This window comes from uncultured Halomonas sp., from assembly GCF_947501415.1.
Classification (GTDB): Bacteria; Pseudomonadota; Gammaproteobacteria; order Pseudomonadales; family Halomonadaceae; genus Halomonas.
This window is the reverse complement of the sequence record NZ_CANMVL010000011.1, coordinates 180,847-205,490: the sequence shown is the minus strand read 5'-3', so window position 1 is coordinate 205,490 and position 24,644 is coordinate 180,847. Positions and strand designations below refer to the sequence as shown.

The window sequence follows — 24,644 nt, the reverse complement described above, 5'->3', positions numbered from 1 at the left end:
TGAGGTTGTTCCCTGGGGTGTTTGCCAGTCGTTATCGTCCCTCGAGCCTATGCGCAGTACCCAGGGGGCCAAATGCTAGCCGGACCCGTGTGCATGTCCGTGCGTCGGAAAGCCTGACGGTTCGGCTGCGGCCACCCACCTTGAACCAATGGGTTCAAGGGCCAGAACGACAGCGGCACTCTGGGGAACCTCGTCAACATGACCCATCTCATGCCGACACCCGCCGCACCTCTTTCCTTGACCAGCTTCAACGGCTCGCGTCGTGAGCTGCGTCAACAGCTGCGTCGTCGCCGCCGCGCCCTGAGCGCCGAGCAGCGCCGACTGGCCAGCGAACGCCTATGTCGCCGGCTGCGACACCTGCCCGAAGTGCAGCGTGCCCGCCGCGTGGCGCTCTACCTGCCCAACGACGGCGAGATCGACCCCACTCCGCTGATCGGCTGGCTGCGGCAGCGTGGCGCTCGTGTCTACCTGCCGGTACTCAAGCCCCTCTCACACAACCGGCTTTGGTTCGTGCATTACCATGCGAACACACCCATGGTCCGCAATCGCTTTGGCATTGCCGAGCCCGCCACTCGTCATGGGGCACATCATGCGCGGCGAATGGCCGCCTGGGCCCTCGACCTGATCCTGTTGCCACTGGTGGGCTTCGATGTTGCCGGCCAGCGCATGGGCATGGGGGGTGGCTTCTATGATCGCACCCTGGCCTTTAGTCGCCGACCGGGGCCACGACCGCGGCTGATTGGCCTGGCCCATGACTGTCAGCGGGTCGACTCGCTGCCGGTGGCCTCGTGGGACGTGCCACTCGATGCCATCGCAAGCGATATCCGACTGGTACGGCCCTGATACATCCGCCTGGAAACGTCAACGGGCCGATGCCTCTCGGCATCGGCCCGTTGACACTCTGGCGGGGCTCGACAGCTCGTGATCAGTTGCCGACCAGCGCCTGGGCATAGCCGGTTGCCACGACGCCAATACCAAACAACAGCACCAGGGCCCTGACCACATCGGGCTTGCGCTTCATCTTCGACTCCGGGTAGCAAGATTTAAACGTCGGCGACTATAAGCTGACGCAACCATCAAGACAACCGCTCTGACTCAACGTTCACCTCATGAAACTTCCGCCTGGCGAGGTCCACTGAGCGAGTCAGCACTCACTTCCTCCCAGCACGCCTCCTCACGCCATGAAGAGCCGATAGGCGGCGTTGTCGGACTCCTTCCAGTAGCGGTAGCCAATGGCGTCGAAATACTCCTCGACATGGGAGCGATCGCCATTGGGCACCTGCATGCCTACCAGCACCCGGCCATAGGCGGCACCGTGATTCCGGTAATGAAACAGCGAGATATTCCAGTCATGGGGCAGGTGGGTGAGGAAGTTCATCAGCGCTCCCGGACGCTCCGGAAACTCGAATCGGTAGACCTCCTCATCGAACTGCTGCTTGGGTCGACCACCCCCCAGATGGCGAATATGGAGCTTGGCCAGCTCATTATCGGTGAGATCCTCCACCGCATAACCGGCATCGCGAAGCCTGTCGATCACCGCCTGCCGATCCTCTCCGCCGGGCTTCACCTGCACGCCGACGAAGATATGCGCATGCTCCGGATCCGCATAGCGGTAGTTGAACTCGGTGACCATGCGTTTGCCGATGGTCTTGCAGAACTTCTTGAAGCTGCCCGGCCGCTCGGAGATGGTCACGGCCAGGATCGCCTCGCGCTGCTCACCGAGCTCGGTGCGTTCGGCGATATGCTGGAGGCGGTCGAAGTTGGTATTGGCGCCGGAGTTGATGCACAGCAGCGTCTGCCCCTCGACGCCGGTCTGCTGGATATACTTCTTGAGCCCCGCCAGGGAGAGCGCGCCGGAGGTCTCGGAGACCGCTCGGGTCTCCTCGAAGATATCCTTGACCGCCGCGCACATCTCATCGGTATTGACGGTAATGACCTCGTCGACCAGCTCGCGGGCGATATCGAAGGGCACCTTGCCGACCTGGGCCACGGCCACCCCCTCGGCAAACACCCCCACCTGATCGAGGGTAACCCGCTTGCCCGCCTCGAGTGCCGCCTTGAAGCAGGCACTATCCTCGGCCTCGACACCGATCACCTTGATATCCGGACGCAGATACTTGACGTAGGCGGCCACGCCGGCAATCAGGCCGCCGCCGCCCACCGGCACGAAGATCGCATCCAACGCACCCGCTTGCTGGCGCAGGATCTCCACGGCGATGGTGCCCTGTCCCGCCACCACATCGATATCGTCGAAGGGCGGGATATAGGTATAACCATGCTCCTCGATCAACGACTGCGCATGTTCGGCGGCCTCGGCAAAGGCATCTCCCTTGAGCACCACCTTGGCCCCACGGGCACGCACCGCCTGTACCTTGATATCGGGCGTGATACGAGGCATCACGATGGTCGCCTTGACGCCCATCTGCTTCGCCGCCATCGCCAGACCCTGGGCATGATTGCCGGCCGAGGCCGCGATCACGCCCTTGGCCTTCTGCTCCTCGCTGAGCAGGGCCATCTTGTTGTAGGCGCCGCGAATCTTGAAGGAGTAAACCGGCTGCAGGTCCTCACGCTTGATCAGAATGGTGTTGTTGAAGCGACGGGAGAGAAAGGGGGCCGGCGAGATGGGGGTTTCCCGAGCGGCTTCATAGACCCGGGCCTGGAGAATCTTCTTGACGGTAGCTTCGAGCATCCTGGTATCCAGCGGCGTGACGCGTGAGGGCGCAGCATGAATGCTGCGGTGCGAGGAACCCTTATTGGTAGCATTTTCGCGGGCCCAGCGTCCAGCACTGACCATCGGCAGATAGCGCTAGCTGGCCTATAATGTCGGCCCCTTCTCGCCGACGCCTCCGCGGCGATTCACCACAACGATTCACCACTCCCTCAGGAGAACGCCCCATGAACCAGGATGAGCTCAAGGATGCCGTCGCGGCGGCCGCCATCGATGAGGTGCGCCCCCACCTGCATCGCGACACCGTGCTCGGTATCGGCACCGGCTCCACCGCCAACCGCTTCATCGATCGCCTGGCCGAGCTGCGTCACGACTTTGCCGGTGCCGTGGCCAGCTCCGAAGCCAGCGCCGAGCGACTGCGCACCCATGGCATCGAGGTATTCGAGCTCAACTCCGTGGGCACGGTGCCCTTCTATATCGACGGCGCCGACGAAGTCAACGCTCACTTACATATGATCAAGGGCGGTGGCGCGGCGCTGACTCGCGAGAAGGTCGTGGCCGCCTGTGCCGAGACGTTTGTGTGCATCGCCGACGCCTCCAAGCGGGTCGCGCGCCTGGGTGCCTTTCCGCTGCCGGTAGAGGTGATTCCCATGGCCCGCTCCTACGTGGCCCGGGAACTCGTCAAGCTGGGTGCCGACCCGGTCTATCGGGAGGGGGTGGTCACCGATAATGGCAACCAGATCATCGACTGCTACGATTTCATGATCGACGACCCACAGGCCATGGAGGCACGCATCAATGCCATCGTGGGGGTGGTCACCAATGGTCTTTTCGCGGCCCGCGGTGCCGATGTGCTGCTGCTGGGAACCGCCCAGGGTGTGGAGCGCCTCTCCCCTGCATGATAGGCCTCGGAGCGAAGTGAGCACTCACTTCACCGGTAGCAACCTGTCCAGCCCCTTCAGGGTCTTTGCCAGGGCCCCACGGTTGGCGGCCACTACATCGCGCCCCGCTTCACCGAGGCGGCGGCGCTCGGCCGGGTCGGCAAACAGCGCGATCAGCGCCTCGGCGAGCGCCTCTTCATCGGGTGTCTCCACCAGGGCATCGGCGGCACGCAGTGCCTCCGCCACATCCATGAAGTTGGCCAGCTCGGGCCCGGTAAGCACCGGTACGCCGAGGGCCGCAGGCTCGAGCAGATTGTGGCCACCCACCGGTACCAGGCTCCCACCGACAAAGGCCAGGTCCGCCGCGCCATAGAGCGCGGAGAGCTCACCCATGGTGTCGGCCAGATAGACCGAGGTCCCCTGCCCGGGCCATTCGCTTCGAGAGCGCCGAGCCGGCACCTCGCCGTGGGACTCGCATAGGCTCGCCACCTCATCGAAGCGCTGTGGATGACGCGGCACCAGCACCAGCAGGGCCTCGGGAGTGTGCTCCCGCAGCAGAGCGTGAGCGGCCAGCAGACGCGACTCCTCGCCCGCGTGGGTAGAGCCAGCCACCCAGACCCGGGGCCGCCCCAGCAGCTGACGCAAGCGCTCACTTACCTGACGAGCACCGTCCTCAAGGCCGATATCGAACTTCAGCGAGCCCACCACGGTGGTACGCCGCGGCGCCATGCCGAGCTCGGCGAAGCGTGCGGCGTCTTCACTGGACTTGGCGGCCAACCAGTCGACACAGCCCAGCGCCTCACGCATCAACGGACGCAGCCGCCGATAGCCTTCCAGGGCGCGTGCAGAGAGTCGGCCATTGACCACCGCTACCGGTATCTCGCGATGGCGGCAGGCGTGAAGCAGGTTGGGCCAGAGCTCGGTCTCGAAGAACAGCGCCAGCTCGGGCCGCAGGCGCTCGACGAAGCTCGACGCGGCGCGTGGGAAGTCCAGGGGTACGAAGTGATGACTCAGCCGACTATCCTGCTGACCCTCGGCTAGCGCACGGACGCGCTCGGCACCGGTGGCGGTCATGGTAGTCACGGTCAGTGTATGGCGGGGATAGCGTGCGAGAAGCTCCTCGATCAACGGCCTGGCCGCCTGCACCTCCCCCACGGAGGCGCAGTGCAGCCACAGCATGCGCGTGTCAGGAGGCGTCTCGGGAATGCGCCCCAGGCGCAACGGCCGGGGGTCAGTGAGTCCATGCTCACGGCGCAGGCGCCGCCATAGCAGGGGGGCCGCCAGATGCAGCGCCGCGGAGTAGGCCTGCCGGGGCCAGCCCATCAGCTCTCGCGGTCGAGGATGGTGGAGATCATCGCCGTGGTGGAGACGCCATCCTCGAAGCCCAGTACTCGCACCTCACCTCCGGCGTCACGCACGGCCTGGCCACCGGCGATCTGGTCGGGGCGGTAGTCGCCACCCTTGACCAGCACATCGGGCAGTACGGCCTCGATCAGCCGCTGTGGAGTCTCCTCGCCAAAGGAAACGACCCAGTCCACGGCACCCAGGCCGGCGAGCACCTGCATGCGACGCGCCAGTGGGTTGATGGGCCTCTTGGGACCCTTGAGACGCGCGATGGAGGCATCATCGTTGACCGCCACGACCAGTCGGTCACCGAGCCGGCGGGCCTGCTCCAGATAGGCCACATGGCCGGCATGAAGGATGTCGAAGCAGCCGTTGGTCATCACGACCCTTTCGCCACGCGCCTGGGCGGCACGCACCGCGTCGATCAGCGTTGGCTCCTCGATCACCCCGAACTCGGCCAGCTTATCGCCATGCAGGGCGGTGTAGAGCTCGGCGATGGACAGGGTCGCGGTTCCCGGCTTTGCCACCACCAGGCCGGCGGCCAGATTGGCCAGGGTCATCGCTTCGGGGAAACCATGCCCGGCGGCCAGAGCGAGACCCAGCACGCCGATCACGGTATCGCCGGCACCGGTGACGTCATAGACCTCTCGCGCTCGAGTGGGCAGGTGAAGCGGGTCGTGCCCCTCACGGATCAGGGTGATCCCCTTCTCGCTGCGAGTGATCAGCAGCGCCTCCAGTTCGAGCTCGGCACGCAGGGCCTCGCCCCGCTCGGCCAGTTCGGCATCGTCGCGGCAGTGACCCACCACCGCCTCGAACTCCGCCAGATTCGGAGTAATCACACTGGCACCACGATAGCGCGAGAAATCACGTCCCTTGGGGTCCACCAGTACCCGCTTGCCACTGGCGCGCACCAGGTGAATCAGCTCCTCGACGCGGCTGAGCGTTCCCTTGCCGTAGTCGGAGAGGATCACCAGATCATTGTCCGGCAGCGCCGCCTCCACCCGCTCCAGCAAACCGGAAGTGTCCGCCTCCCCCAGCCCCTCTTCGAAGTCGAGGCGGATCAACTGCTGGTTGCGGCTCATCACGCGAAGCTTGGTGATCGTTGGCACACCCGGGCTGCGCTGGAAGTAAGTGCTCACTCCGGCATCTTCCAGGCGACTCACCAGGCGGTCGGCGTTGTCGTCATCGCCCACCAGGCCGGAGAGCGCGGCATGGGCGCCCAGGGAGGAGATATTGAGTGCCACGTTGGCGGCGCCCCCGGGGCGGTCCTCGCTCTCCTCGACGCGCACCACCGGCACCGGCGCCTCGGGCGAAATTCGCGAGGTTCCGCCGTGCCAGTAGCGGTCGAGCATGACATCCCCCACCACCAGCAGACGGGAGTGCTCCAGGGCGGTCAGATCAAGTCTCATCGTCGGCAAGCGTCCTTTCCGTGGAGTGGTCGGCGGCATACTGCAGGGCCGCCTCGAGGCGCTCGATCACATCATCGGCGCGAATCAGCGACATGGCATCAGGATGCCGCACTCGCTGACCCCAAGGTAGATCCTCGACCTCCTTGTGCAGGTAGGTGCGCACCGCCTGAGGGTAGCGATTGACCACGAAGTCGCGCCAGCGGTAGGGCGCGGCACGATCGGGATTGGTGGTGGCATAGAGCCCCACCGTCGGCGTATTCAGCGCGTTGGCCATATGCACGGGGCCCGAGTCCGGAGCGATGACAGCCTCTGCGGCATCTATCAGCGCCAGCAGCCCCTTGAGTGAGGTGTTGCCGATGGCATCGATCACCGCCTCGGCCGGGCAGAGGGCCTGGATACGCTCCCCTACCTCCCGCTCCTGTGTGCTGCCTCCTCCAGTCAGCACGGTGCGCAGACCATGCTGTTCCCAGGCGTGCTGGACCACGGCGGCATAACCCTCGGCAGACCAGTTGCGGAAGTTGCGCAGCCGTGGGTTGGCGCACGGGCTCATCAACAGATAAGGGGTATCGCCGGTAAGGGAGCGCGCCTCGTCATGGGCCGCCGAGGGAATCGCCAGATTCCATTCGAGACTCGGCTCCTCGATCCCCAACAGCCGGGCGAAATCGAGAAACGACTCGAGCACATGGGCGTGTGGATGAGGCGCAAGCTGACGATGGGTGAACCAGTGTTGAGCATCCTTGGCGCGGGCCTTGTCGTAGCCCACTCGCACGTCGGCCTTGAGTCCAAGTGACAACACGCTGGCTCGTAGGGCCTGCTGCATATGCAGCAGCACATCGAAGCGGGTATCAGACAACTCGCGCCACAGGGCGCGCATGCCTGCCAGACCGCTGGTCTTGTCATAGACCACGAACTCGACCCCGGAGAGGCCCGCCAGTAGACTGTGCTCGGCCTTGCCGACGATCCAGGTAATGCGTGCCTCGGGCCACTGGCGCTGCAGGGCGCGAACCGTCGGCACCAGGTTACAGACATCACCCAGGGCGGAGAGTCGCAGCACGCCGATATGGCGGGGTTGGACGGGCAGAGGATGCTTCATGCGCTTGGCAACATTGAGAACGGGAAAGTCCTACATTCTATATGATAAGGACAGTCTATGTGACGCCGAACAGGCGCCACAAATTGGCCCGTCAACCTTCGACCCCGATTGGTGGCTGGCGCAAGGCCGGGTCACCGGCCAGGCTCCGGGGCGCGGTGCCAGCCTCTTTCTGGATGCCGATACCGGAGAAGAGTGGGTACTGCGCCCCTACCGCCGCGGCGGCATGGTGGCACGCTTCAGTGATGCCCGTTATCTATGGACCGGGCTGGAGCGCACCCGCGCCTTTCGCGAAATGCGCCTCACCGCCGACCTGCTTGCCCGTGACCTGCCGGTTCCGCGACCGGTCGCCGCCAGCGTAACCCGCCATGGTCTTACCTATGAGGCCGCGCTCCTCACTGTTCGTATTCCCGGCGCTCGCGCCCTGGCCAGCCTGCTGGAAAATGGCGAAGCCGATGACACCCTGCTCCAACGGGTCGGTGCCACCATCCGCCGTTTCCACGATGTAGGCCTCGACCATGTCGACCTCAATGCCCGCAACCTGCTGGTGGATAACAGCGGCAAGGTGTGGCTGATCGACCTGGATCGTTGCCGGCTGCGCCGGGATGGTGACTGGAAGGGCAGAAACCTCGAGCGGCTGGAGCGCTCACTAGACAAATTGACCAATTGTGTAACAGCAAGAAATGCTGTCAAACAGGTCTCCGAAGGGTATACCGAAGGTTACAGTGCCTGACACCCCTGAGTGGCTGCAAAGTGCGGCTTAACCGTTTTAGCCATGAATCTGGCCCACTTTCGCTGAATCTTGCGTCGACCAAGCCAAGGCACATACTCTGGCAAAGGGATGAGTTCCGAAGCGCCGAGACCGTCAATCAACATAACGTCAGTGGTATTTGACCGCTCGATCACTAGCAGGTTACTCATCACCAGATCACAGGGCACTACATTGTAGGCTAGCAAATAGCACTTAAGCGCATCGAGACCGGCCCAGAAGCGGCGGGCTTGCTCCGGTGTCAGCTGTTTGGTCAGATAGCCTGCCACGCTGGGTGGTACCTCGGCACTCTCATCCAGCACTAGCTGCTGCTCGATTCCAATTACTTCATCATCCCTCACTATCCCGAAGAACTCAGGAATGTATGTAAAGGGAACTTTCCTACGCTTCAAGAGCCGGAAATATCGAAGTTCTCGATGAGTCTGCTTGGCCTTTTCTACCCTGCTGAGTTTGATGCAGCGAGCTGGATTATTTGGGTGAAGATAGCAGATTCGCTCATCTCCCCGGCCGATGATTTTCCAATTCCTTACATCTGGCATTTAGCCGCCTTTTTTTGCTGGCATACGTCAAGAATGCACCGGTAGTTCTGGGCCATGATTTCTTCTACATCGAGGGATAATGCCAACTCTCGGCAGCGAGTTTTCAGATCAGCATCACCTTTCCTCCTGGCCCAGTGAGACATAGCGTCGGTGAGTGATTCAATATCATCTGGGTGATCGATAACCGTAGCCACCTCTGACGTTACCACTTCTTTAGCGCCACACTTTTTGGTAGTTATAACTGGCGTGCCACAGGAAAGTGCCTCAAGTACGGTAAAGCCAAATGGCTCATAATACGCAGGCAGCACGTAGCAGTCGGCGAGGGAAAAATATCGTTCGGGTGAAGGCTGCTCACCCAGGAAACGGCATTTATCTGCTATGCCGAGACGCTGGGAGAGCTCCTGATACTGAGCCTGCCGGGAGTCACGCCCAACCACCAGCAAGATGGCTTCCTGGTCGAGCCGAGAGAAGGCTTCCATCGTTGGCTCCAGCCCTTTACGACGATAACCGGTGCCCAAAAACAGAAAAACAGGAACTTGACCATCCAATCCTAATTCCCGGGAAAGAGCACTAACATCATCACTGAGCCGTGTGCGGTCAAAACGATGCGTGTCGACAAAGTTATGAATCACAGAACGTCGCTCAGCAGGTACATTGTACGCTTCGGCAATCTCATGATCGCTTTGCCGAGAATTTGATACCACATGATAATAGGCGCCAGGCGCCATGGCCCGGGCCTCAATTCGCGCAGCCACCCTATCCTTCCACCGCCACTGACGCTTCGGCTTCGAGGCAAGATGGTGATGGACAGTGCCACCTCCGATGCGCAGCAGGTCATGAGTCCAAGTCTTTCCCAGTCCGTAGACCAAGTCATAGTCGGCTGTCTTAACGTGTCGTTCTACCGCCTCAGCAAAACGCCACATACGCTGGGCTTTTCCGATACTGAACGGGCGTAGGCGAACAAATCGAATGGCCGGATGTGCAGGTGCCACATGGGAGCGACAGATGATTGTAACGTCCTCACCACGCTCTGCCAGGTAGCGTGACAGCTCATTGAGAAAGCGCTCTGTACCGCCGGAGGCAGCGTGGCGCATATGTACTAGGGCTATTTTCACTGGCACGGCCTCATAGGTCGGCGCGTTCATATATCTCGAACACGACGCTTCATATATTTCCAAAACACACCGTTTGCATTAGCCACGGCGATCACCAAACCACGCCAGCCATCGAGAAAACCTCGCTTCAAAAGATAGGTACGCAAGAAAGCAAACATGGACTTCAATAAAATTACCGCTACAGGATATACCCGCAACGCGTCCGATTTAGCACGAATATCCGAATAACGATTTATCTTATCCAAAAACTGGCCAAGTTCGGTGACAGCCAGATGCTCAAGGCAACCGCCTAAACGAACGACCGAAGTGGATTTAGCAACCTTCACTGACTCGTGCACCATGGCATCATTGAAATTATGCCGCCGGCGATGAAAGACACGTACCAGCCAGTCATTACCCCAGCCCGAATAGTGCACGGGCTTACCCAATAGCCAGTTTTCACGCCGCACCTCGACCACCTGGTCCGCATCAGCGGTGGGCAGCCAGCCGTCCAGCGCCTCAAGCCAGCGGCTGGTGGGCGCCTCGTCGGCGTCCAACGAGACAATCCACTCATTGCGAGCGAGCGACACGGCATGGCGCTTGGTCGGGCCAAAGCCAAGAAAGTCGCCTTGGTGAAGCGATACATTGGCGTAGCGACGAGCAATTTCGAGAGTCCCATCGATAGAGCCATTGTCGTAAACTACCACCTCCCCCAGAGCTTCGAGCGAGTCCAGGGTGCGGCCCAGGGTTGCCGATGCATTGCGCGTGATGATCACGGCGCTTAGCTCAGAGAGCATATGAAAACCACCCTGCCAGAATAGACATCGGATGCTACTATAGCCGTCATTATACCCACAAATTTTCAACGAGGCGGCTTTGCACATCATCCATGCCAATCTGGCCCGGGGGTTTCGCGGCGGCGAGCGGCAAACGGTGCTGCTGATCCAGGCGCTGGCCAACAAGGCAGAGATATCATCCCAGACGCTAGTGTGCCGGCCCGATTCGCCTCTGCGCGCAGAGCTGGCCACAACCCACGGTCTGCGATTTGTCAGTGCTCGCCACCAGTTGGCCGGACACTGGCAAGCCGAGCGCACCACATTGATCCATGCCCATGACGCCAAGGCTGTACATTGGGCCTGGCTACACCATCGACTGTTTGGCACTCCCTACCTGATTACCCGTCGTGTGGATACGCCAGTCAAAGACAAACTCAGCAACAGAGTTTTTTACCGTGAGGCGCATCGCTGCGTAGCGTTATCCCGGATTATTGCCGAGAATATCCAGCCGCTAAGCCCGCATCCGGTGGCACAAATTCCCAGCGCCTTTACTCCACTAGTCTCAGATCCCGACATAGCGCGCGCTTTCCGTGCACGCTATCCCGGTCGATTCCTGGTTGGCCACGCTGGCGCCCTGGTGGATCGACACAAAGGGCAGCGTGTCCTGATTGACGCCGCTCGACGACTACAGCACTCACAGCCGGATATGCTGTTCGTTTTTTTTGGCCAAGGTGAGGATGAGGCCGAACTAAAGCAAGAAAGCGCCAAACTGGACAATGTAATCTGGGCCGGCTTCAAGTCCGACATTGGCAACTACCTTCCGGCATTGGATATTTTTGCCTTTCCTTCTCGTAACGAAGGGCTAGGATCAGTATTGCTGGACGCCATGCGGGCAGAAGTGCCAGTAGTAGCTAGCCAGACGGGCGGCATCCCAGACATTGTTCACCACGAAGAAACAGGACTCTTGTTTCCCCCAGGTGACGGTAAAACACTAGCCGATCATCTAATCAAGCTACGAGACACGACGCTACGCCAGTCGCTTGTGAAAAAAGCCACTCAGGGCCTGAACATGTACACACCGGAGGCAATGGCCAACGCCTACATGGCACTTTATTCTCCACTTTCCTCATCCCATACTGCTTAGGGCCTATCTTTCATGGTGAGCGGAAAAAATGCCTACCGGGCGCACAAATTAATGTTTTATACCTGTGGCCTGCTGGCTGCCCTACCACCCAGAAGCTTATTTCGGCATCGGCGCGATGCGTTGATGGCCACGTTTGATGCTCTACCTATAACTAACCAAGAAGCGATTATAGCAAGGGTAAATTACTACAATAAGATTGACACTCCAGCGACACTTTCTAATAACGCAGTTAATAATCGAGACTTTTCTCTAAGTTTAAAAAAATCTACTTATCATATTGACTTTTATAATGTAGCAAAGCATTTCCCCGCGAACGCAATGTATCACTATCGCTTTGGTGACAAGACCTTCGTCCCTGATGTACCTACATTCGTAAAGAGCCGTCCCATTCGCGGTGAAAATTGTAACTCGGTACTCCTTAAACTTGACAGCGTACGCCACTTCTACAAAGTTAAGGATACCTATGACTACGGTGCTAAGAAGGACACTCTGGTATGGCGGGGTGCGGCACATCAGCCCCATCGGCAACATTTTCTGGAAAAGTGTCATAACTTGCCACGCTGCGATATTGGCGCTACAGATGATAAAAACGTAACGGCCGCATATCGAAAGCCGTTCATGACAATCGAACAGCAACTTAAACATAAATTTATTTTTAGCATCGAAGGAAACGACGTTGCCACTAACTTGAAGTGGATAATGGCATCCAATTCATTATGCTTTATGAGGCGCCCTATATATGAAACCTGGTTTATGGAAGGTACATTGATTCCTGGCTACCACTATGTGGAAGTAAGTGACGACTTCTCTGATCTAGAGGAAAAAATCGACTACTACCTATCCCATCCTAAAGAAGCCAAAGCCATCATTAGAAATGCCAACCGATATATTTCAGAGTTTTTTCACCCTCAGCAAGAAATGCTTGCTTCTCTACAAGTTTTTGAACGATATCTAATGCAAACTCAACAGTCCCTATAGTGCAAGGAATTCGAAAAGAGAGCACGATATTCAATGCAGTACAGAAAAGAAATTGAGGTCTTCGACGCCAGATGTGGAATACGCCCCCCATGAGCTAGGCCAGAATATGACCTCCACAACGACAGGAGGTGTGGCATGGACGGCCTGTTCCAAGCGGCCCATTTACGCGTACGCGCACGCGGCTACCGAAACGAGGCTAACTTCATCGCGATGATTTATCTAGTTGGTAGTCCTGTGGTTCTTCGTCGTTTCATGTGGATCTGGCCAATTCCACATGAACCCGAAAAGCGGCTTGCATCACGGCGGGAGCATTCATTCCATCGTCAACTCTAACGCCAATGGCGTATTCTGGAAGTACATGAAGGCCTACGCGCTCCACCAATCTTCCTGACAGAGCCCGTGGATGCAGCTGAAAGGCCGCCACCCGATCCCTATCGAAGAGACTCATGCAATTCGCAAACCCGAACAGGCTCAAACATCCCCGCTGGTGGTCCCTGCTCGTCATCGGGGCTTGCCTTGGCTATGCCATCGCTACCGTGGCCGTGCTGCCGCTGTGGAGCGTGATCCCCATCACAGGCCTCTGGCTGAGCCTTGGCTGGCTGCTGCGTTGGGGAAAGCCAGCCACGCGTCGTCCGCCCCGACGAGTCTGGCCCTGGTCGCTGGTGCCCCTCTGCCTGTGGGGCGTCTACGTCTATCTGGCCGAGAGCTTCGGCATCGTCGAGATCGGGGCGATCTTCTTCCATCTCCAGGCCGGGATCGCCGAGCACGGCGGCAGCAGCCGCATACTGGCGGCGGCGCTCTATACCCTGGCAGTGCTGGCCCTGCTCGCTGCCTATACCTGGCTGGTGCGCCGTGACCACCGCTGGCGCCTCATCGACCGCCTGCTGGCACTGGTACTGATCGCCAGCAATCCACTCTTCTACAGCATGGGGCAACGCAGTGCGGCCATCGTCACCGATGACGGCGCCTGGCTGGATCGTCGCTATGTGGCCCCGACGATCCAGCAGGCGCCGGAGAGTCCTCCCAACCTGCTGCTGCTTTATCTGGAAAGCATGGAGCGCACCTATGCCGACCGCCAGCGCTTCGGGGATGCCTATGCCTTCCTCGATGCCCTGGGTCGACGCGGTCATGTCTTCGAGGGAATACGCCAGCTGGAGAACACCGGCTGGACCATGGCCGGCATGATCGCCAGCCAGTGTGGCACCCCGCTGATGCCCGCGGGCCTGCTCCACGACAACCAGTTCGAGCCTCTGGGCCGCGTGGTTCCCGGCATTCGATGTCTGGGAGACCTGCTTGATGAACAGGGCTACCGTCTCAGCTTCCTGGGCGGCGCCAGTACCGAGTTCGCCGGCAAGGGAATCTTCTACGAGGATCATGGCTTCGACAGGGTGATGGGCCGGGCCAGCCTCGAGCCTCGTCTTGCGGAACCCGATTACATCAACGACTGGGGGCTCTTTGATGACACCCTGTATGACTTCACCGCCAGTGAGATTCGTCGACTGAAGGCGGAAGATGCCGGCCCCTGGGGGGTGGTCAATCTCAGCCTCACCGCCCATGCACCAAGAGGCTATCCGGCCCGGGCCTGTCGGAAGCGTCAGGGCGAGTTCGACGGCGAGGATATCCTCTACTCCGTGGAGTGTTCGGCCTGGCTTGCCTTCGACCTGATCGACCGACTCGAAAATGAGGGGCTGCTGGAAAACACCCTGGTGGTGATCGCCAGCGACCACCTGACGATGCGCGTGTCGGCCTGGGAGCAACTGGTCGCCGGCGAGCGTGACAACACCTTCATGCTGCTGGGCAAGGGTATCGAGGCTGGCCAAAGGACACGCCGCGAGGCCGCCACTATCGATCTTTTCCCCACCATCCTGGAGGCGATGGGCTATACCATCGAGCGCCACAGAGCTGGGTTGGGCGTCTCCCTGCTCTCCGAGCAGCCGACCCTGGTGGAGCAGCATGGCCTGACCGACCTGGCGGGCCGCATGCATGAGGAGACCGCATTGCAGCAGCGGCTCTGGGAAGGCCTGATACCCGAAGGCAGGCAGCAGAAGAGCGGGCAGACCGCTTCTCGGCAGGCTCTGGAGGCGCCCGAGAATAACTCTGATCAGGCGGCCTCCGGCAGGAAATAGCCGAGGCTCAGCTCCTTGCGATGGTGGCCCGCCACGCGTGAATCGCCCGGTGCACTCGCTCGGGGGCCATCTCCACCAGGCAGCGCGTATGACCCAGTGGGCAGGTACGCTCGAAGCAGGGCGAGCACTCAACGGCCAGATAGTGGATCTCGGCGTTATCGGTCAGCGGCGGCGTATAGGCCGGCGACGATGAGCCATAGAGCACCTGGACTCGAGTGCCCACCGCCGCCGCCACATGCATCAGCCCCGAGTCATTGGTGACCACCTGCTTGCAGTCGGCCAGCAGGTCCACGGCGTCGGCTAGGCGTGTCTTGCCGCACAGATTATGGGCACCCATCAGGCCATTGACGATCGTATCACCCGCCTCGACATCCTTGGGCCCTCCCAGCACCCGCACCTCGACACCCTCTGCTATCAGCGCCTCGGCCAGGCTGCGGAAGTGCTCCAGCGGCCACTGCTTGGCGGGGCCGTACTCGGCCCCCGGCATCATGCCGATGGCCGGTGACGCGGAAAGCCCTAGACGCTCGCGCAGGGCGGCCAGATTACCCGCATCCACCATCAGTCGAGGCTGAGGTATGGCGAAGCTGCCCCTGGCCGACTCCTCGGCGGACAGCCCGAGGGAGACGAAACGTTTGACGGTCTGGTCGAGCACGCTCTTGTCGAGACGACGACGCTCGGTGAGCAGACCAAAGCGCTGCTCACCATGGAAGCCGATGCGTCGTGGAATACCCGCCAGGAAAGGCACCAGCGCAGACTTCCAGGAGCGCGGCAGCACGATGGCTCGATCGAAACGACCCCGCAGCCCGCGAGCCACCTCACGGCGTACGGACCAGCCGAACTGGCCATGAGCCACGTCCAGGGCGATCGCCTCATCCACCTCGGGCATGCGCTCGAGGATCGGCAGCGACCAGCCCGGCGCGATCACCGCAAGAGTGCACCCGGGGTGACGGTCACGCAGCGTCATCAACAGGCTCTGGGCCATCACCATGTCGCCAACCCAGGAGGGGCCGACCACCAGGATACGCTCGCCGCTTGTCTCCCCCCGCGAAGCCGACTCAGCCATTCAGCCACTCCAGGTACTCGCGCACCCCCTCGGCCACGGTGCGGAACTCGCGATCGTATCCGGCCTCGCGCAACCGCGAGATATCGGCCCGGGTATAGCTCTGATAGCGTCCCTTCAGCTCATCGGGAAAGTCGATGTACTCGATGGTCCCATGACCATAGTAATCGATCACCGCTTCACCGATCGCCTTGAAGGGTTCGGCACGACCGGTGCCCAAGTTGAAGATGCCGGACGCTTCGGGGTTGTCGAGGAACCACAGGTTCACGTCCACCACATCGCCGACGTAGACGAAGTCGCGGCTCTGCATGCCGGCATCAAAGCCATCCCAAGCGCCGAACAACTTGACGTCCTGTCCGGCGCTGATCTGGGTATGGTGGTGATAGGCCACGCTGGCCATCTTGCCCTTGTGCTGCTCTCGGGGACCATAGACGTTGAAGTAGCGGAAACCCACCACCTGGCTACGGAACGAGTCCCGGTGGATACGCACATACTGGTCAAAAAGCAGCTTGGAGTAGCCATAGACGTTAAGCGGCTTCTCGTGCTCCGGCGCCTCCTGAAACACCTCGCTGCCGCCGTAGGTGGCCGCCGAGGAGGCATAGAGGAAGGGAATCCCCCGCTGCTGACAGAAATGCAGCAGCACCTTGGAGTACTCGAAGTTGTTATCGAGCATGAAGCGGCCATCCCACTCGGTGGTATCGGAGCAGGCCCCCTCATGAAAGATCGCCTCGATCTCCGGCAGCCTGGCAGGCTCTCCGCGCAACTCGGCCTCTACCCGCTGGCGAAAGTCATCCTTGTCCAGATAGTCACCCAGGCTGCAATCGGCCAGATTGACGAACTTGGTGCCGTCGCTCAGGTCGTCGACCACCATCACATCCTGATGGCCACGCTGATTGAGTGCCTTGACCAGATTCGAGCCGATGAAGCCGGCCCCGCCTGTCACTACGATCATGGAGAGATTCCTCTGTTCGGGGCGTGCGCCTATAACCGATCTTCCGGTGATTGTATACTTGAAGCCCTGTGAATTCATGGCCAACGGTGCTTTTCCAATGACACTCGCGACACCAACGTCGACCTCGCCCTCCGGGCCGGCGCCAGACGTCTCAACCTTTCAGGGTCTGATCCTGGCCCTGCAGCAGTACTGGGCCGATCAGGGCTGCGTGGTGCTGCAGCCGCTGGACATGGAGGTCGGTGCCGGCACCTTCCATCCGGCGACCTTCCTGCGCTCCATCGGACCCGAGACCTGGAACGCCGCCTATGTGCAGCCCTCCCGTCGTCCGACCGACGGCCGCTATGGCGAGAACCCCAACCGCCTGCAACACTACTACCAGTTTCAGGTGGTGATGAAGCCCTCCCCCGCCGAGTTCCAGGAACTCTATCTCGGCTCTCTCAAGCACCTGGGCCTCGACCCCCTGGTTCACGACATCCGTTTCGTCGAGGACAACTGGGAGTCCCCCACCCTGGGTGCCTGGGGCCTGGGCTGGGAAGTGTGGCTCAATGGCATGGAGGTGACTCAGTTCACCTACTTCCAGCAGGCCGGCGGCATCGAATGCTTTCCCGTGACCGGCGAGCTGACCTACGGCCTCGAGCGTATCGCCATGTATCTGCAGGACGTGGACAGCGTCTACGACCTGGTGTGGACCATTGCCCCGGATGGCTCCAGGGTCAGCTACGGCGATGTCTACCTGCAGAACGAGCGTGAGCAGTCCGCCTATAACTTCGAACACGCCGATGTCGATTATCTGTTCGGTGCCTTCGACCAGCACGAGCGGGACTGCACAAGGCTGCTCGAGGCCAATCTGCCACTGCCCGCCTATGAACAGGTGCTCAAGGCCTCGCACACCTTCAACCTGCTCGATGCCCGCCACGCCATCTCGGTGACCGAACGCCAGCGCTACATCCTGCGCGTACGCACCATGGCCCGTGACGTGGCCCACGCCTATTTCGATTCGCGCAAGGCCGCCGGCTTCCCGCTGGCTCCCGAGGCACTGCGCCGCGAACTGCTTGAACAGGGAGACGCTTGAGCATGGCTGCCAACACCCTACTGGTTGAACTGGGCGTCGAAGAACTTCCTCCGAACGCCATCGACGCCCTCTCCGACGCCCTGGCCGAAGGGCTGCGCCGCGGCCTGAGTGATGCCGATGTCGAGCATGGCGAAGTACGTGCGTACGCCACGCCGCGTCGCCTGGCGGTCCAGATCGAGTCCTTGGCCGGCAAACAGCCCGACCGTGTGGTGGAGAAGCGCGGTCCGGCACTGGCCGCTGCCTTCAAGGATGGCCAGCCCTCCAAGGCCGCCGAAGGCTTCGCTCGCTCCTGCGGCGTCAGCGTGGATGAACTGATTCACCTGGAAACCGACAAGGGCACCTGGCTGGGGTATCGCGAACAACAGCAGGGGGAGAGTATCGCTGCCCTGCTGCCGGCCATCATCAAGAAAGCCGTCGCCGCCCTGCCGGTACCCAAGAACATGCGCTGGGGTGCCTCACGGGTGGAGTTTTCCCGACCGGCACACTGGCTGGTCGTGCTCTATGGCAACGAGATCATCGAAGCCGAGGCACTGGGCCTCGAGGCCGGCCGCACAACGCGTGGCCATCGCTTCCATGCTCCCGACCCCATCGAGCTGGCCCACGCCGATGACTATCTCGCCACCCTGGAACAGGCGTGGGTTCTGGCCGACCGCGGCCTACGGCGCGAGCGTATCCGTGAGCAGGTGCTTTCGGAAGCGGAGGTGCAGGAGGCCACCGCAGTCATCGATGAGGCGCTGTTGGTCGAAGTCAGCGGTCTGGTGGAGTGGCCCGTGGCACTCACCGGCAGCTTCGACGAGCGCTTCCTGGAGGTACCGGCCGAGTGTCTGATCTCCTCGATGAAGGCGAACCAGAAGTACTTCCACCTGCTCGACAGCGAAGGTCAGCTGAAGCCGCTGTTTATCACCGTTTCCAACATCGACAGCAATGAGCCCGACCGTGTCATCGAGGGCAACGAGAAGGTCATTCGCCCCCGCCTGGCCGATGCTGCCTTCTTCTACGATACCGACCGCAGGCGCACCCTGGCCTCTCGAATCGACGAGCTCTCTGGCGTTGTATTCCAGAAGCAGCTCGGCACTCTCGCCGACAAGGCTCACCGTACCGCCGCCGTGGCCGCCTTTATCGCCGGCCAGCTGGGCGGTGATGTCAGCCATGCCCGCCGCGCCGCCGAACTTGCCAAGTGCGACCTGGTGACCGAGATGGTGCTCGAGTTTCCCGAGCTCCAGGGCACCATGGGACGCTACTACGCCGCTCAGGATGGTGAGCCCGCCGAAGTGGCCCAGGCCATGGAGGAGCAGTACCTCCCCCGCTTCGCGAGCGATGCCACTCCTAAGAGTCGGACCGGCCAGGCCCTGGCCCTGGCCGACCGCCTCGACACCCTGACCGGCATCTTCGGCATCGGCGCCCGCCCCACCGGTACCAAGGACCCCTTTGCGCTGCGTCGCGCCGCCATCGGTGTGCTCAACATCATGGTCAAGGGGGAACTGCAACTCGACCTCCGTGAGCTGCTCGAGCTAGCCGCGGCCCAGCACCAGGAGCTGCCGTACGCCGAGAACCTTGTGGATGAGGTGCTTGCCTACATGCTCGACCGCTTCCGGGCATGGGGTCAGGGTGAAGACATCTCGACCGAGGCTTACCTGGCAGTGCGTGCACGCCCCGTGACTCGCCCGCTGGATTTCGCCCGCCGCCTGCGCGCGGTAGAGGCGTTCACCGGGCGCGACGAGGCCGCCGCCCTCGCCGCTGCCAACAAGCGTGTTTCCAATATCCTTGCCAAACAGGCCAATGAGGTGAGCAGCACCGTGGACGCCACGCTGCTGAAGGAAACTGCCGAGAAGAGGCTCCACGACGCGGTAGTCAGTCATCGAGACAAGGTCACGCCAATGCTCAACGAGGCGCGCTATCAGGAGGCATTGGATGTCCTGGCCGGCCTGCGTGAACCGGTTGATACCTTCTTCGATGAAGTGATGGTCATGGCCGATGATGAGGGGGTACGCAGCAACCGGCTCGCCCTGCTGGCCGGCCTGCGGGCACTGTTCCTCGAGGTTGCCGATATCGCGCAGCTACAGCAGTAACCGCCCCCTGGCACCATCGAGGCCGGCAGCAGCAACTGCCGGCCTTTTTTGTATCTGGCCACTGTACTGTTTCACATGGAACGTGGGCTGCCATTCATGATGATGTTTCACGTGGAACATTGCCGTTCCAGCCACACAGCGCCACACAGTAGCCAACCACCCCCACGCCCTTGCCCCTTCCTTGCCCCTTCCTTGCCCCTTCCTTGCCCCTTCCTTGCTCCTTGCTCCTTGCTCCTTGCTCCTTGCTCCTTGCTCCTTGCTCCTTGCTCCTTGGCACTCAGTGTTTCACGTGAAACACTGAGTGCCAACCACCAACCAACCCTGCGAAAAGGAAACGGTGCCGTGCATACCAGCGATCGCCTGGTGATCCTCGACCGAGATGGCGTGATCAACCAGGACTCTGATGACTATGTGAAATCCTTGGCAGAGTGGATTCCCTACCCCAGCGCCATCGAAGCTATCGCGCGCCTGAGCCAGGCCGGCTGGACGATAGCCGTGGCGACCAACCAGTCGGGCATTGCTCGTGGTTACTACACCGAGGAAACCCTGGCAGAGATGCATAAGGAACTTTGCCGGCGGGTAACCGAGGCCGGTGGCGAGATTGCCCATATCGCGTGGTGCCCTCATGGTCCCGATGACCACTGCTGCTGCCGCAAGCCGCTGTCCGGGCTCCTGGAGCAGATCCGCGATGCCCTGCAGCTGCGTGGCCTGGCAGGCGGCTGGATGGTGGGAGACAGTCTGCGCGACCTGCAGGCCGGAGTCCCCATGGGCTGTCGCCCCGTTCTGGTTCGCACCGGCAAGGGTCAGCGCACCCTGGAGCAACACCCCGAGCTGGCCGCTTCGGATAACGATACGCTGATCTTCGACAGCCTGGCCGACTTCGTCGGCTGGCTTCTAGGAGATGGGGGTGACAGTGGGCGTGGGAGTGAGAGTGAGAGTGAGCGCGAGGATGGAAATAAAGCGTGATGCACAAGGCCCGGCTCAGCCTTCCCACTCCTTGAGGTACAGTTATGAAAAGGCCCGTCATCGCTATCGATGACGGGCCTTTTCCAGAGGCCTGGTGACGGGCATCAGGGCGATGGGTAGTGTTTCACGTGAAACATGCAATCAGACATCGAGATTGGCCACCAGGGCGAAGCGCTCGATAAAGTCCCTACGCGGCTCCACCTCATCACCCATCAGGGTATTGAACATCATGTCGGCGCCCACGGCATCCTCGATGGAGACGCGCAGCATACGCCGTGTCTCGGGATTCATGGTGGTCTCCCAGAGCTGCTCGGGGTTCATCTCCCCCAGCCCCTTGTAGCGCTGGATGGAGAGGCCACGCTGGGCTTCATTCATCAGCCACTCAAGGGCGGCGTAGAAGCTCGACACGGAGCGCTTGCGCTCCCCGCGCGCCACATAGGCGCCCTCCTCCAGAAGCCCGTTCAGGGTCTCGCCGAGGCTCGTCATGGCGCGATAGTCGGCGCTGGTAAAGAAGTCGATACCCCACACATAGTCGGTCGCCACGCCATGGGCGGCGATCGTCACCGCCGGAAGGTAGAGGCCTCGCTCACTGTCATCCTCGAGCCGGAAGCTGTAGCGCGGGCCGCCTTCATAGGCAAGTTGCGCGTCCATCTCGGTCTGCAGACTCTCGATCCAGTTCTGCATGGTGACCCGGTCACGCAGGCTCACCTCGCCGTCGAGTTCCGCGGCATGCACAATCTTGCGCAGCACCTCTTCGGGGTAGACTCTCGAGAGACGCTCGATGCGACGCATGACATCACGATACTGATCGACCAGTGCCTCGAGCTGGGCCCCACTGATACCTGGCGCATCGGCATTGACATAGAGGCGAGCGCCATCCAGAGCCGTGGTGGTCAGGTAGTCGGTCATCGCCTGCTCATCCTTCAGGTAGAGCTCCTGCTTGCCACGCTTCACCTTGTAGAGCGGTGGCTGGGCAATAAACACATGCCCCCGCTCGATCAGCTGCGACATCTGCCGGAAGAAGAAGGTCAGCAGCAGGGTGCGGATATGCGAGCCATCCACGTCGGCATCGGTCATGATGATGATCGAGTGATAGCGCAGCTTGTCCGGGTTGAACTCCTCGCGCCCGATACCACAGCCCAGCGCGGTAATCAGGGTGCCGACCTCTGCCGACGAGAGCATCTTGTCGAAGCGCGCCTTCTCGACGTTGAGGATCTTGCCCTTGAGCGGGAGGATGGCCTGGGTACGTCGGTCACGTCCCTGCTTCGCACTGCCACCGGCGGAGTCACCCTCTACCAGAAACAGTTCAGAGAGACTCGGGTCCTTCTCCTGACAGTCGGCCAGCTTGCCTGGCAGGCCGGCGATATCCAGGGCCCCCTTGCGCCGCGTCATGTCTCGCGCCTTGCGTGCCGCTTCACGGGCACGCGCGGCATCCAGCATCTTGTTGACGATCGCCTTGGCTTCGTTGGGCTTCTCGATCAGGTACTCGCCAAGCAGGCGCGCCATCTCCTGCTCTACCGCCGTCTTGACCTCCGAGGAGACCAGCTTGTCCTTGGTCTGGGAGGAGAACTTGGGGTCCGGCACCTTCACCGAGATGATCGCCGTCAGCCCTTCCCTCGCATCGTCACCGGCGGTACTGATCTTCGACTTCTTGAGCAGCCCCTCCGACTCGATATACCCATTGAGGGTACGCGTCAATGCCGCACGGAAGCCTGCCAGATGGGCACCACCATCCCGTTGCGGAATGTTGTTGGTATAGCAGAAGATGTTCTCGTTGAAGGAGTCGCTCCACTGCATCGCCACCTCTACCCCAATACCGTCCTCGCGCTCGATATTGAAGTGGAAGACAGGATTGAGGACTGTCTTGTTGGTGTTGAGGTGATCGACAAAGGCCTTGAGGCCGCCTTCATAGTGGAACAACTCCTCCTTCCCGGAGCGCTCATCGATCAGGCGAATGGCCACCCCGGAGTTGAGGAAGGAGAGCTCACGCAAACGCTTGGCCAGGATATCGAAGTGAAACTCGATATTGCCGAAGGTTTCCGACGAGGGACGGAAGTGCACGCGTGTACCGGAGTTTTCCGTTTTCCCCACCACCGACAGTGGTGCCTGGGGCACACCGTGGCGATAGAGCTGCTCATGGACGTTGCCGGCACGCCACACCGTCAGGCGAAGTTCCTCGGACAACGCATTGACTACCGAGATGCCGACGCCATGCAGACCACCGGAGACCTTGTAGGAGTTGTCATCGAACTTGCCGCCGGCATGCAGTACCGTCATGATCACTTCGGCGGCGGAAACTCCCTCCTCTTCGTGAATATCCGTTGGAATGCCGCGGCCATTATCGCTCACCGTCACCGACTCATCGGGATGAATAACGACACGAATCTCGCTGCAGTATCCGGCCAGCGCCTCGTCGATGGAGTTGTCCACCAGCTCGAACACCATATGGTGGAGCCCGGTGCCATCATCGGTATCGCCGATATACATGCCGGGACGCTTGCGTACGGCATCGAGCCCCTTGAGAACCTTGATACTCGATGAGTCGTAGGCCTGTTCGCTCATTGACTGCTCCGTCATGAAATCTGTCACTCCAGTGGCAGCAACGTACCGCTCCCGGACGCCGAGCGTTTCACGTGAAACATCTCGACCGGGGTCTCGGCCTGCCACAGATCCGCCAGGGCATCGTGATCGATGGTGGTGATGAACACCTGGCAGCGCATGTTTTCCAGCCAGCGGCAGAACAGTCGCCGATGCGTGTCGTCCAGTTCCGCTGGAAGGTCGTCAATCAGGTAGACGCAGCGGCGTCCCGTACTGGCTTCCAGCAATCGCCCCTGAGCCAGCTTCAGGGCACTGACCACCAGCTTCTGCTGGCCCCTGGACAGGACCTCCACCGCGGGCCGCTTTCCCAGGCGGATCGCCAGGTCGGCCCGCTGAGGCCCCTGCTGGGTAAATCCCATCTGCCGATCGACATCGCGGCCCTGTCTCAACAGTTCACCCAGCGATTTGCGTCGATCCCAGCCGCGAGAGTAGCGCAACTGAAGATCCTTGATCGGCAACAGCCCGTTCAGGGTTTCCTCGAAGACCGGGAGGAAGGCCGTGATCCAGGCGGTGCGCATCTCATCGATCCGCTCGCTCCAGTGCACCAGCTCCAGCTCCCAGGCCGCCAGAGAATCGGGGTCCATTCTACCATGCCTGAGCAGGGCGTTCCGATGTTTCAGCGCCCGCCGCGCGCGCTGCCAGGCCTCCAGGAAGTCATGTTTCACGTGAAACACTCCCCAATCGAGAAACTCTCGCCGACCAGCCGGAGAGCCCTCCAGCAGCCGGAAGGCATCGGGGTTGATCAGCTGAAGGGGAAGGGTCTCCACCAGCCGCGAGAGCCGATTGACACGCTCTCCTGCAAGACGGACTTCAAGTTCGTCCTCATTGCGGCGGCGCCTGACGCCGAACGGCACAGGGGGGGAGCCGGCTATGCGGCCATGGACCATCAGTTCATCACCGCCATGGGCAATGACATGACGCATGTTTCGAGTACGGAACGAGCGCCCCATACCCAGAACATGGATCCCTTCCAGCAGGCTTGTCTTGCCACTCCCGTTCTCGCCAGAAATCAAATTGACCTGACAGTTCGGTTTAAAATCAACGGATTGAAGGTTTCTCAGGCCATGGAAGACGAGATGATCAAGGGGCATAGACATAAGGGGAAAACG

Annotated in this window: 20 protein-coding genes and 1 other RNA gene; 10 read left to right on the top strand and 11 right to left on the bottom strand. The window is 61.0% G+C overall.

What is annotated here, in order from left to right:
• Positions 1 to 6 precede the first annotated feature (6 nt).
• A non-coding RNA gene (ssrS, locus tag Q0894_RS09470) (6S RNA) lies at positions 7 to 191 on the top strand.
• Positions 192 to 198: 7 nt separating this feature from the next.
• Positions 199 to 843 (top strand): 5-formyltetrahydrofolate cyclo-ligase, encoded by a 645-nt coding sequence (locus Q0894_RS09465; protein ID WP_299234302.1) that lies wholly within the window; start codon positions 199 to 201, stop codon positions 841 to 843.
• A gap of 331 nt (positions 844 to 1,174) precedes the next feature.
• Here the strand turns inward: Q0894_RS09465 and ilvA are convergent, their stop codons facing one another.
• Positions 1,175 to 2,794, bottom strand: a complete 1,620-nt coding sequence (ilvA, locus tag Q0894_RS09460; RefSeq protein ID WP_299234299.1) for a threonine ammonia-lyase, biosynthetic — start codon at positions 2,792 to 2,794, stop codon at positions 1,175 to 1,177.
• 101 nt (positions 2,795 to 2,895) lie between these two features.
• Between ilvA and rpiA the strand changes: the two genes are divergently transcribed.
• Entirely contained in the window at positions 2,896 to 3,570 is a 675-nt protein-coding gene (gene rpiA / locus Q0894_RS09455) for a ribose-5-phosphate isomerase RpiA (protein WP_299234296.1), read from the top strand.
• A gap of 24 nt (positions 3,571 to 3,594) precedes the next feature.
• On the opposite strand, the gene waaA is transcribed toward rpiA, so the two are convergent.
• The 3 genes from waaA to Q0894_RS09440 are packed head-to-tail and all read right to left on the bottom strand — an operon-like array spanning position 3,595 to position 7,395.
• The gene (gene waaA, locus Q0894_RS09450) at positions 3,595 to 4,872 is read right to left on the bottom strand and encodes a lipid IV(A) 3-deoxy-D-manno-octulosonic acid transferase (RefSeq protein ID WP_299234293.1); all 1,278 of its coding nucleotides are present in this window, start codon (positions 4,870 to 4,872) and stop codon (positions 3,595 to 3,597) included.
• Complete coding sequence (gene hldE / locus Q0894_RS09445; protein WP_299234290.1) at positions 4,872 to 6,302, bottom strand: bifunctional D-glycero-beta-D-manno-heptose-7-phosphate kinase/D-glycero-beta-D-manno-heptose 1-phosphate adenylyltransferase HldE; 1,431 nt, start codon at positions 6,300 to 6,302, stop codon at positions 4,872 to 4,874. Before hldE ends, waaA begins: the two co-directional genes overlap by 1 nt.
• Positions 6,292 to 7,395, bottom strand: a complete 1,104-nt coding sequence (locus tag Q0894_RS09440; protein WP_299234287.1) for a glycosyltransferase family 9 protein — start codon at positions 7,393 to 7,395, stop codon at positions 6,292 to 6,294. The genes hldE and Q0894_RS09440 overlap by 11 nt, the downstream gene beginning before the upstream one ends.
• Between Q0894_RS09440 and Q0894_RS09435 the strand changes: the two genes are divergently transcribed.
• On the top strand, positions 7,394 to 8,125 hold the full coding sequence (locus tag Q0894_RS09435; RefSeq protein WP_299234285.1) for a 3-deoxy-D-manno-octulosonic acid kinase: 732 nt from the start codon (positions 7,394 to 7,396) through the stop codon (positions 8,123 to 8,125). The two genes, Q0894_RS09440 and Q0894_RS09435, sit on opposite strands and share 2 nt — an antisense overlap.
• Here Q0894_RS09435 and Q0894_RS09430 read toward each other — a convergent pair.
• From Q0894_RS09430 to Q0894_RS09420, 3 genes are read right to left on the bottom strand one after another with little or no spacing between them, the layout of a single operon-like run.
• The gene (locus tag Q0894_RS09430) at positions 8,113 to 8,700 is read right to left on the bottom strand and encodes a YrbL family protein (protein ID WP_299234282.1); all 588 of its coding nucleotides are present in this window, start codon (positions 8,698 to 8,700) and stop codon (positions 8,113 to 8,115) included. The genes Q0894_RS09435 and Q0894_RS09430 overlap by 13 nt on opposite strands.
• Complete coding sequence (locus Q0894_RS09425) at positions 8,688 to 9,845, bottom strand: glycosyltransferase family 4 protein (RefSeq protein WP_299234279.1); 1,158 nt, start codon at positions 9,843 to 9,845, stop codon at positions 8,688 to 8,690. Before Q0894_RS09425 ends, Q0894_RS09430 begins: the two co-directional genes overlap by 13 nt.
• A complete protein-coding gene (locus Q0894_RS09420; RefSeq protein WP_299234275.1) occupies positions 9,842 to 10,570 on the bottom strand; it encodes a glycosyltransferase family 2 protein in 729 nt (242 codons plus the stop codon). Before Q0894_RS09420 ends, Q0894_RS09425 begins: the two co-directional genes overlap by 4 nt.
• Positions 10,571 to 10,670: 100 nt before the next feature.
• Between Q0894_RS09420 and Q0894_RS09415 the strand changes: the two genes are divergently transcribed.
• The 3 genes from Q0894_RS09415 (at position 10,671) to Q0894_RS09405 (ending at position 14,818) form a co-directional block, all read left to right on the top strand.
• Complete coding sequence (locus Q0894_RS09415; RefSeq protein WP_299234272.1) at positions 10,671 to 11,714, top strand: glycosyltransferase family 4 protein; 1,044 nt, start codon at positions 10,671 to 10,673, stop codon at positions 11,712 to 11,714.
• 123 nt (positions 11,715 to 11,837) lie between these two features.
• On the top strand, positions 11,838 to 12,692 hold the full coding sequence (locus Q0894_RS09410) for a glycosyl transferase family 90 (RefSeq protein ID WP_299234269.1): 855 nt from the start codon (positions 11,838 to 11,840) through the stop codon (positions 12,690 to 12,692).
• A gap of 446 nt (positions 12,693 to 13,138) precedes the next feature.
• Positions 13,139 to 14,818 (top strand): sulfatase-like hydrolase/transferase, encoded by a 1,680-nt coding sequence (locus Q0894_RS09405; protein ID WP_299234266.1) that lies wholly within the window; start codon positions 13,139 to 13,141, stop codon positions 14,816 to 14,818.
• 7 nt (positions 14,819 to 14,825) lie between these two features.
• Here Q0894_RS09405 and waaF read toward each other — a convergent pair whose 3' ends face one another.
• Positions 14,826 to 15,881 carry a lipopolysaccharide heptosyltransferase II gene (gene waaF / locus Q0894_RS09400; protein ID WP_299234263.1) on the bottom strand — a complete coding sequence of 352 codons (1,056 nt, stop codon included), beginning with the start codon at positions 15,879 to 15,881 and terminating at the stop codon, positions 14,826 to 14,828.
• A complete protein-coding gene (rfaD, locus tag Q0894_RS09395) occupies positions 15,874 to 16,830 on the bottom strand; it encodes an ADP-glyceromanno-heptose 6-epimerase (protein WP_299234261.1) in 957 nt (318 codons plus the stop codon). The genes waaF and rfaD overlap by 8 nt, the downstream gene beginning before the upstream one ends.
• Before the next feature lie 97 nt (positions 16,831 to 16,927).
• Between rfaD and glyQ the strand changes: the two genes are divergently transcribed.
• The 3 genes from glyQ (at position 16,928) to gmhB (ending at position 20,937) form a co-directional block, all read left to right on the top strand.
• On the top strand, positions 16,928 to 17,902 hold the full coding sequence (gene glyQ, locus Q0894_RS09390) for a glycine--tRNA ligase subunit alpha (protein ID WP_299234258.1): 975 nt from the start codon (positions 16,928 to 16,930) through the stop codon (positions 17,900 to 17,902).
• Between the two features lie 2 nt (positions 17,903 to 17,904).
• Positions 17,905 to 19,971, top strand: coding sequence for a glycine--tRNA ligase subunit beta (gene glyS, locus Q0894_RS09385; RefSeq protein WP_299234256.1), 2,067 nt, complete (start codon positions 17,905 to 17,907; stop codon positions 19,969 to 19,971).
• A 342-nt stretch (positions 19,972 to 20,313) separates the two neighbouring features.
• Positions 20,314 to 20,937 (top strand): D-glycero-beta-D-manno-heptose 1,7-bisphosphate 7-phosphatase, encoded by a 624-nt coding sequence (gmhB, locus tag Q0894_RS09380; RefSeq protein WP_299234254.1) that lies wholly within the window; start codon positions 20,314 to 20,316, stop codon positions 20,935 to 20,937.
• Positions 20,938 to 21,078: 141 nt separating this feature from the next.
• Here gmhB and gyrB read toward each other — a convergent pair whose 3' ends face one another.
• Together gyrB and recF are read right to left on the bottom strand one after the other, a co-directional pair.
• Positions 21,079 to 23,499: a DNA topoisomerase (ATP-hydrolyzing) subunit B gene (gyrB, locus tag Q0894_RS09375; protein ID WP_299234614.1), complete on the bottom strand. Its 2,421-nt coding sequence runs from the start codon at positions 23,497 to 23,499 to the stop codon at positions 21,079 to 21,081.
• Positions 23,500 to 23,522: 23 nt separating this feature from the next.
• The gene (recF, locus tag Q0894_RS09370) at positions 23,523 to 24,626 is read right to left on the bottom strand and encodes a DNA replication/repair protein RecF (protein WP_299234612.1); all 1,104 of its coding nucleotides are present in this window, start codon (positions 24,624 to 24,626) and stop codon (positions 23,523 to 23,525) included.
• Positions 24,627 to 24,644: the final 18 nt, after the last annotated feature.